This window comes from Parvularcula oceani (assembly GCF_000733125.1).
Taxonomy (GTDB): Bacteria; Pseudomonadota; Alphaproteobacteria; order Caulobacterales; family Parvularculaceae; genus Parvularcula; species Parvularcula oceani.
In genome coordinates this window covers 92,494-99,864 of sequence record NZ_JPHU01000013.1, presented here as the reverse complement: position 1 = coordinate 99,864, position 7,371 = coordinate 92,494, and the positions used below count along the sequence as shown (strand labels likewise).

Below are 7,371 nucleotides of genomic sequence, written 5' to 3'. Positions count from 1 at the left end.
AATCTTTCCCGTCCCTGCCGTCAATCCCCAAAGTTGACTTTGTCTTTTGCTTTCAGGCCGTTCAAGCCGTCGGCGAAGACTTCGTCTTCCCTGGTGGAGCGGCGAGATATTCGCCCCGGCGCCCCGCGTCAACGACTTTTCGGAACTTTTTTCTCGCCGCATCCGACCCCGCTCGGGGAGCACGAACAAACCGGCGAGGCATCAGGTCTGGGAGGCGCCAGCCGCCCTTGCCGTCAGCAGTCTCGATTGCCGTTGAGGGAGGCGTATATGCCCAGACGGGCTTCGCCCCGCAAGCCTTTTTTGCGCCGCGCGCGAAGAAAGATGGTGAAGGTTTCGTAAACGCCGGCTCACAGGTCCGGCATCAGCGTCCCGCCGCGGCGCCGCGGTTCTGCGGCGCCGCCCGGCCGCACCCCTTCCTCAGCTCGAGGAGATGTAGCTTTTCAGCGCCTTGGCCTCGTCCTCGACCTCGCGGATGCGGTGCTTGACCACATCGCCGATCGACAGGATGCCGGACAGGGTTTCCCCCTCCAGGATGGGGACATGCCGGACCCGCCTCTCGGTCATCAGGTCGAGGAGTTCGTCGACGCTGGCCTCCGGGCTCGCCGTGAAGAGGTCGGTGGTCATCAGCGCCTCGACCTTGGTCTCGCGGAACCCCGTCGGCGCCCCTGCGAGCGCGCGGACGATGTCCCGCTCGGACAGGATGCCGGCGAGCGCGTCGCCGCGCCGCACGACCACGGCACCGATATTCTTATTAGCGAGCAGGGCGATGGCGTCATCGAGCCGGTCATCGGCCTCGACCCCCAGAACCTGCCTCCCCTTTCGCTCGAGGATGTCTTTGGCTTTCACCGCTTCTCCTCCTGCTTGTCTGGCAGGAGCGTGCGCCCTTTGTGCCCCTCGGTGCAACGCCCGGTGGCAGCGTCAGGATGGATTGGGCGCGGAGATCGGGCTCGACCGGCGGGCACAGCCATCGAAGAGCGGAAAGGCGAAGAGTCCGAAGAGGTAGCCGCCGATATGCGCCTCCCATGCGATGGTCAGGCCGCTGCCGAAGACGCCGCCCGCGCCGATGGCCGTCAGGAGGTTGAAGCCGATATAGACCGCGCTCGCCACGATGACGGGCCGGGCGCTCATGGGCGCGAGGCGACCCTGTTCGGGACCGAAGGGCGCGAAGGGGCGCAGGGCGAAGCGCATCGCCCCGGCCATCAGGCCGGAAATCGCGCCGGACGCGCCGATCAGGACGACGGGAGAGGCAGGATTGAAGGCGGCGTAGAACAGCGCGCCCGCCACACCGCAGGCGAAGAAGAAGGCGAGGAAGACGGCCGCGTTGAAAGGATGCGTGCGCCCGTCGGCCCCCTCCACGGCCAGGCGCCGGACGACGCCCGTCCCGAAGACGGCGAGCCAGAGGCTGTTGAGGAGGAGATGCGGCAGGTTCCCGTGCACGAAGACATGCCCGACCAGCGGCAGCAGCGTCTCGGTCAGGCCGACCTGCCCATTGAGCCCGGCGAGGAACCGCGCCGGAATGAAGCCGAGCACCCAGTCCAGCGTGCGCCCGAGCCCGAGCACGCCGAGAACGTGCACGATCGCCATGACGGCGATGAGGACACCGACGAGACGCGGCAGGACGATCATGCCGCCGCCGCCGCCGCGTCGACGCTCCGGCGGGTTGAGGCCCAGACGGCTGTCGAGACCACGGCGGGAGGCGGAGGGGCGCTGCTGCATCGCCCGAACATAGGAAGGCCGGACCGCTTTGCGTAGTCCGCGCGGCGCGCGAGCCGGGAAAGCCTTTGTTCACGGCTTTGTCCTACGCCGCCGGGGAACAGCAACAGGGCCTGCCGTTGACTCGTCTCTCTCCCTCCGCGGCGCCGCATGGCGAACCGGCGGCGCCGGCCGCCTCGCAGAAGCCGGAGAACCGGCGGCACCGGCGCGCGCCCCTGCCGCTCGCCGTCCGCTATCTCGCGGCGAATGGCGAGGAAGGCGAAGGCCGCCTGACCAATGTGTCCGCCGGCGGCGCGAGGATCGCGGGGGCCAGCGCCGCTGCCGTGGGCGACGTGCTGATCCTCTATGTCGAGAAGCTCGGCCGGTTCGACGCCTGCGTCGTCCGGCGGGAGGAGGACGGCTTCGCCGTGCGGTTCTCGCACAAGGCCGCCCGCGCCAAGCGCCTTTGCGACACGCTGACCTTTCTCGTGAACAGCGCCGGCGACGGCATCGAGAAGCGCGGCGCCCGCCGCTTTCCGCAGGACGAGCCGGCGCGCATGGTGCTGCCCGACGGCTCGATCATCGATTGCCGGATCCTCGACATCTCGACCACGGGCGCCTCGGTCGGCGTGAAGCCGAGGCCCGGCGTCGGCACGCATCTTCGCGTCGGCCGCATGCAGGCCCGGGTCGTCCGTCACCACGAGGACGGCATTGGCGTGGTTTTTGCACAAGCCGAACCGGAAGGGTCCGCGTGTTCCGAAGCCGAGCGGACCGGGTGAGGCGTCGGCATGCTCGCTACGGATAATTGGTGCATCAAGGTCGCGCAGAAGGTCTACGGCCCCTACACGCAGAGCCAAATGGCGAAGTTCGCGGGCGAAGGCCGCCTGTCCGACGCCTCGCTGGTCGCGCCGGCAGGCGGGCAGACCTGGCGCGAGGCGCGGCATTACCCGGTTCTCGCTTCGTTTCTGGACTCGAAACCGGCCCCCGAGGCCAAGCGGTTCGGCCGCGCCGGCACCAGCGCCCCGGCAGTGCGCCCGGAAGGCGAGACCGCCAATTTCATTCTGATCTTCGACACCGTTTCCGGCGCGGCCAGCCGCCTGTCGCAGACGATCTGCGATTTGGGCCCGGCCTTCCGCCTGACCGAGAATGTCTGGAGCGTCGCGTCGAGCCAGACCGCGCTCGGCATCAAGAACGCCGTCGCGCCGCTTCTCCAGCCTCGCGAACCGGTCTTCGTCATCGACTGCACCCGCGGCCGCACGGCCTGGCAGAACTTCCTGCCCGAAACCCATTCCCGCCTGACCAAGGCCTGGGTCCGGGTCTGAGCCGGGAAAGCGCCGCGCCGCCTGTTGGACGCTGCGGCATCTTGCGTGGTAGCACGCGGGCGTGAGCACCCACTCTTCTTCCGAGCCGGAACGGCCCGCTGTCTCAAACCACGAGATCGGCGACGACCTGCCTCATGTCCTCGTCGTCGACGACGATGACGGCATCCGCCGCCTGCTCGCGCGCTATCTCCGCGAGAACGGCCTCGCCGTCTCGGTCGCCAGGAATGCCGAAGAGGCCGACCGGGTGATGGACGCGCTCAGCTTCGACGCGCTCGTGCTGGACGTGATGATGCCTGGAGAGGACGGGGTCTCCCTGACCCGCCGCCTGCGCGCATTGTCGGACGTGCCGATCCTGATGCTGACCGCCCGCGGACAGGCGGACGACCGGATCGAGGGCCTGGAGGCCGGGGCGGACGACTATCTCCCCAAGCCCTTCGAGCCGCGCGAACTCCTTCTGCGGCTGCGGGGCCTCCTGTCGCGCAGGCCCCGCGCGGCGCGGGCCGAGGAATTGCAGTTCGGGCCCAATGTCTTCGCCCCGCGCAGGGGCGAGCTGAAGCGGGACGGGGAGCCCGTGCGCCTGACCGGAGCCGAGCTGACCCTCCTGCGAACGCTGAGCGCCAAGCCCGGCGCCGCGATCAGCCGGGCCGCCCTGGCCGAGAAGACCGGCGGCTTCGACCGCTCGGTCGACGTGCAGGTGACCCGCCTGCGCCGCAAGATCGAGGACGACCCGCGCGCCCCGCTCTACCTCCAGACGGTGCGCGGCGTCGGTTATGCCCTGATCGTGGACTGAGCGCGCCATGCTGAAGCGCCTTGCGCCGAGAAGCCTTTACGGCCGCACCATCCTGATCGTGGTCCTGCCGATCTTCCTGATGCAGGTCGTCGTCACCATCGTCTTCTTCGACCGTCACTGGGAGGAGGTGACCTCCCGCCTCGCCAAGGGCACGACGGCCGAACTCGAGCTGATGACCGATCTGTGGCTGTCCGCGGAGGATGCCGGGGAACGGGCATGGATCGTCGAGCGGGCAGCGCGGCAGGGCCTCGAGATCGAAATGGATTACCGGCCCGGCGCGCAGATCCCGCAGCGCAACCGGCGCCCGATCTTCGAGCCCTTCGACAGGCGGCTCAACCGCGAACTCGACCGCAATCTCAGCCGCCCCTTCGCCTATGATGCCGAAAGCGATCCGGACATCATCACCGTGGATGTGCAGCTGCCGGGCGGCGTGATGAGCTATGTCGTGCCGCGCAAGCGGGTGCTGGCGACCGATGGGCACCTCTTCGTCCTCTGGCTGATCGGCGCGACCCTTCTTCTCGGCGTCACCGCCCTCGTCTTCCTGCGCAACCAGGTCCGCTCGATCACCCGGCTCGCGGATGCGGCCGAAGCCTTCGGGCGGGGACGGGACGCGCCGGACTTCAAGCCGTCCGGCGCGCGCGAGGTGCGCCAGGCGGGCCACGCCTTCATGGCCATGCGCTCGCGCATCCGCCGCTATGTCCGCCAGCGCACCGAGATGCTGGCCGGGGTCAGCCACGATCTGCGCACGCCGCTGACGCGGATGAAGCTCGCCCTCGCCCTGCAGCCCGACAGCGAGGACATCGAGGCGCTGCGCTCGGACGTCTCGGAGATGGAGCGCATGCTGAAGGACTACCTCACCTTCGCGAGCGGCCAGGCGGAAGCGGCGTTCGAGACGGTGGATCTCTCGGCGCTCGCCCGGGACGTCGCCGAAGGGGCCGCGCGCACGGGCCACAGGATCGAGACGGAGGTGCCGCCCCTGCTCTCGATCGAGGCCCGGGCGACGGCGCTGCGCCGGGCCCTCGACAATCTGACCGGCAACGCCCTCAAGCATGCTAGCAAGGTCCGGCTGAGCGCCGAGGCGCTGGGCGAGGATGTCTGCGTCCATGTCGACGATGACGGCCCCGGCATTCCCGAAGAGCGGCGGGCCGAAGCCGTCCGCGCCTTCAGCCGGCTCGACAGCGCGCGCAGCGGGGCGTCGGGCACCGGGCTCGGCCTCGCCATCGTGCGCGACTTCGCCCGCAGCCATGGCGGGGCGCTGTCGCTGAGCGATTCTCCGCTCGGCGGCCTGCGCGCGACGCTGCGCCTGCCGCGCTGAGATCAGCGATAGGCGAGAAGCTCGCCTTCGTCGTTGAGGAGATAGAGCGTGCCGCCCGCGACCACGGGGGGGATGGTGCCGCCTTCCTCGATCTCGAACTCCGCCACGGTTGAGCCGTCCTGCGGCGAGGCGAGGAGGGCCCGCCCGCGCGAGGAGACGAGGATGAGATTGCCGCCCGCGAGCACGGGACCCGACCAGGTGATGGGGTCCTTGCGCTTCTTCATGTTCTCGTAGCTGTCGAGCTCGCGAACCCAGCGCACGCCGCCATCGTCGCGGGCGAGCGCGACGAGCTCGCCTTCGGTGGTGACGAGGAAGAGCGTGTTGCCCGAGATCCAGGGCGTATTCAGGCCGCCGACCGGCACTTCCCAGACCTCGCGCCCGGTGCGCAGGTCGATCGCGCTGAGCTGGCCCGAATGGCTGATCGCGAAGACCGCGCCGCGATCCACCACCGGGCTGCCCGCGATGTCGTTGAGGTCGGCGAGGGCATTCATGCGCGAGGCGCGCGAAACGGTGGCGTTCCACAGGAGGCGCCCGGTCTCGGCGCTCAGCGCCACGACCTCGCCGGAGGAGAAGGGCACGACCACCGTGCCGCCCTGCACCGCGGGAGAAGCCGAGGAGAGGAAGCGCGCGCTTTCCTCGAAGCTCTCATAGGTCCACACCGTGTCGCCGGTCTCCTGGTCGAGCGCGAGCACCTGGTTCGAGGTGGTGACGACATAGACCAGCCCTTCGGCCGCGGTCGGCGGGTTGCGGACCGGCGAGGGCAGGTCGGCCTGCCACAGCATCTCGCCCGTCGCCTGGTCGAGCGCGGCGGCGAAGCCGAAGCCGGTGGTCATGAAGACCCGGCCCCCATCGAGGGCGAGGCCGCCGCCGAAGCCGAGCTGCTCGGGCTTCACCTTGCCGGTGATCTGCCAGAACTTCCGGCCCTCCTCGCTGACATCGGGCGTCATCTCCCGCGACCAGACGCGCTCGCCGCTGTCCTCGGCGAAGGCCGTGACGCGGGCGACATTGTCGAGCGTGAAGACCCGGCCATTCGCGACGACGGGCGGCGCGGTCAGCGGGGAGCGGCGCGAGCCGCCTTCGCCGATATCCGCGTCCCAGGCGAGCGAGAAGCTTCCCGGCGCGGACAGGTGATGCATGGTGTGATCCGCCTCGCCGCCCGGCTGCGTCCAGTCGGGATTGGAGAAGGCGGGAGGAATGTTCACCGGCAGGCCGACATAGGCGGGGTCGGGCTCGAGCGTGCGGTCGAGCGCCAGGACCGCGACGCGGTCGTCGTCCTCCTGGATCTCCGTCGCGTCGTCATTGCCGCCCCAGAGGCCGAAGGGCCCGCTCGCGCAGGCCGACAGGAGAAGCAGGGCGGCGAGGCCGCCGGCGCTGCGCAGAAGCTGAGCGTCGTTCGTCATGATCCAATTCGCCCCTTGGTCTGGCGCGTGTCTTAGCCGCCCGGACGGCCGGCTGCATCTGAGGGCTTGTTAAGCCGGGCCGCGTCACTCGTCCGGCGTGTCTGCCGCCGGTTCCTCCGCCGGCGCCGCGCCGCCGACGCCCACGCCGGCTTCTTCGAGACGGCGGCCGAACATGTCGATGAAGTTCTCTTCCTGCTGGCTCGCTTCGAGCGGCACGCCCGCGCTGCCCGCCTCGGCGAGGCCGAGGAACAGCGTCGCGCGGCCGGCGGCGGCGGAGGTGCCCTCCTCGCGCAGCTGGGCGAAGGCGGCGGCGGCGCTGCCGTAATCGCCGCGGTTCAGCGCGGAGAGACCGCGGATTTCCAGAGCATTGGGCGCGAAGGCCTCGGTCTCGATGCCGGACACGATGTCGTCGGCCGCCGCGCCGTCCTGGTCGAGCGCGAGATAGCCCGCGCGCAGCCGGGCAAGGTCGCGCAGCGAGGCGGGCAGGTCCGCATTGTCATAGACCAGCGCATAGGCCGCGACCGCATCCGCCGCCTGCCCCTGCGCGGCGAGCGCTCCGGCCGCGCGCAGGATGGCGAGCGCTTCGTAGCCGCCATCGACGGCGCTTGCATATTGCATCAGCGCGTCCGGCCCGGCGCCTTCGTCCAGCGCCTGCTGATAGGCCACGGACGCTTCCGCCGCCTCGCGCCCCGCCTGGCCGCGCATCAGCTCGATCACCCCGACCGCGATCACGGCGACGAGGGCGAGGCCGCCCAGAATGGGACCGTAGCGCCGGAAGAAGGCGAGCTGGCGGTCCTGATTGAGCTCCTCGTCGACCTCGCGGAGGAAAACGTCTTCTTGCGTCGTCATGCA

Annotated in this window: 8 protein-coding genes; 4 read left to right on the top strand and 4 right to left on the bottom strand. The window is 69.9% G+C overall.

Translation table 11 applies throughout. The features are described 5' to 3' along the window. Positions 1-417 precede the first annotated feature (417 nt). Both IE88_RS0113285 and IE88_RS0113280 read right to left on the bottom strand, forming a co-directional pair. A complete protein-coding gene (locus IE88_RS0113285; protein WP_031555253.1) occupies positions 418-846 on the bottom strand; it encodes a CBS domain-containing protein in 429 nt (142 codons plus the stop codon). 72 nt (positions 847-918) lie between these two features. Beyond that, on the bottom strand, positions 919-1,716 hold the full coding sequence (locus IE88_RS0113280) for a rhomboid family intramembrane serine protease (RefSeq protein ID WP_031555252.1): 798 nt from the start codon (positions 1,714-1,716) through the stop codon (positions 919-921). 116 nt (positions 1,717-1,832) lie between these two features. Here IE88_RS0113280 and IE88_RS0113275 point away from each other — a divergent pair, with 116 nt between their 5' ends. The 4 genes from IE88_RS0113275 (at position 1,833) to IE88_RS0113260 (ending at position 5,119) form a co-directional block, all read left to right on the top strand. Beyond that, complete coding sequence (locus IE88_RS0113275) at positions 1,833-2,471, top strand: PilZ domain-containing protein (RefSeq protein ID WP_162178347.1); 639 nt, start codon at positions 1,833-1,835, stop codon at positions 2,469-2,471. 9 nt (positions 2,472-2,480) lie between these two features. Then, a complete protein-coding gene (locus tag IE88_RS0113270; protein ID WP_031555249.1) occupies positions 2,481-3,014 on the top strand; it encodes a GYF domain-containing protein in 534 nt (177 codons plus the stop codon). A 61-nt stretch (positions 3,015-3,075) separates the two neighbouring features. Further along, positions 3,076-3,804 (top strand): response regulator, encoded by a 729-nt coding sequence (locus tag IE88_RS0113265; RefSeq protein WP_238319311.1) that lies wholly within the window; start codon positions 3,076-3,078, stop codon positions 3,802-3,804. Positions 3,805-3,811: 7 nt separating this feature from the next. Continuing rightward, complete coding sequence (locus tag IE88_RS0113260) at positions 3,812-5,119, top strand: ATP-binding protein (protein ID WP_031555246.1); 1,308 nt, start codon at positions 3,812-3,814, stop codon at positions 5,117-5,119. 2 nt (positions 5,120-5,121) lie between these two features. Here the strand turns inward: IE88_RS0113260 and IE88_RS0113255 are convergent, their stop codons facing one another. Continuing rightward, on the bottom strand, positions 5,122-6,519 hold the full coding sequence (locus IE88_RS0113255; RefSeq protein WP_036767285.1) for an outer membrane protein assembly factor BamB family protein: 1,398 nt from the start codon (positions 6,517-6,519) through the stop codon (positions 5,122-5,124). Between the two features lie 84 nt (positions 6,520-6,603). Next, on the bottom strand, positions 6,604-7,368 hold the full coding sequence (locus IE88_RS0113250) for a tetratricopeptide repeat protein (RefSeq protein ID WP_031555243.1): 765 nt from the start codon (positions 7,366-7,368) through the stop codon (positions 6,604-6,606). Positions 7,369-7,371 lie beyond the last annotated feature (3 nt).

Bases quoted from the DNA above. Each gene is read 5' to 3' on its own strand.
- IE88_RS0113255 (WP_036767285.1), bottom strand. From the start codon at position 6,519: ATGACGAACGACGCTCAGCTTCTGCGCAGCGCCGGCGGCCTCGCCGCC.
- IE88_RS0113260 (WP_031555246.1), top strand. From the start codon at position 3,812: ATGCTGAAGCGCCTTGCGCCGAGAAGCCTTTACGGCCGCACCATCCTG.
- IE88_RS0113270 (WP_031555249.1), top strand. From the start codon at position 2,481: ATGCTCGCTACGGATAATTGGTGCATCAAGGTCGCGCAGAAGGTCTAC.
- IE88_RS0113280 (WP_031555252.1), bottom strand. From the start codon at position 1,716: ATGCAGCAGCGCCCCTCCGCCTCCCGCCGTGGTCTCGACAGCCGTCTG.
- IE88_RS0113250 (WP_031555243.1), bottom strand. From the start codon at position 7,368: ATGACGACGCAAGAAGACGTTTTCCTCCGCGAGGTCGACGAGGAGCTC.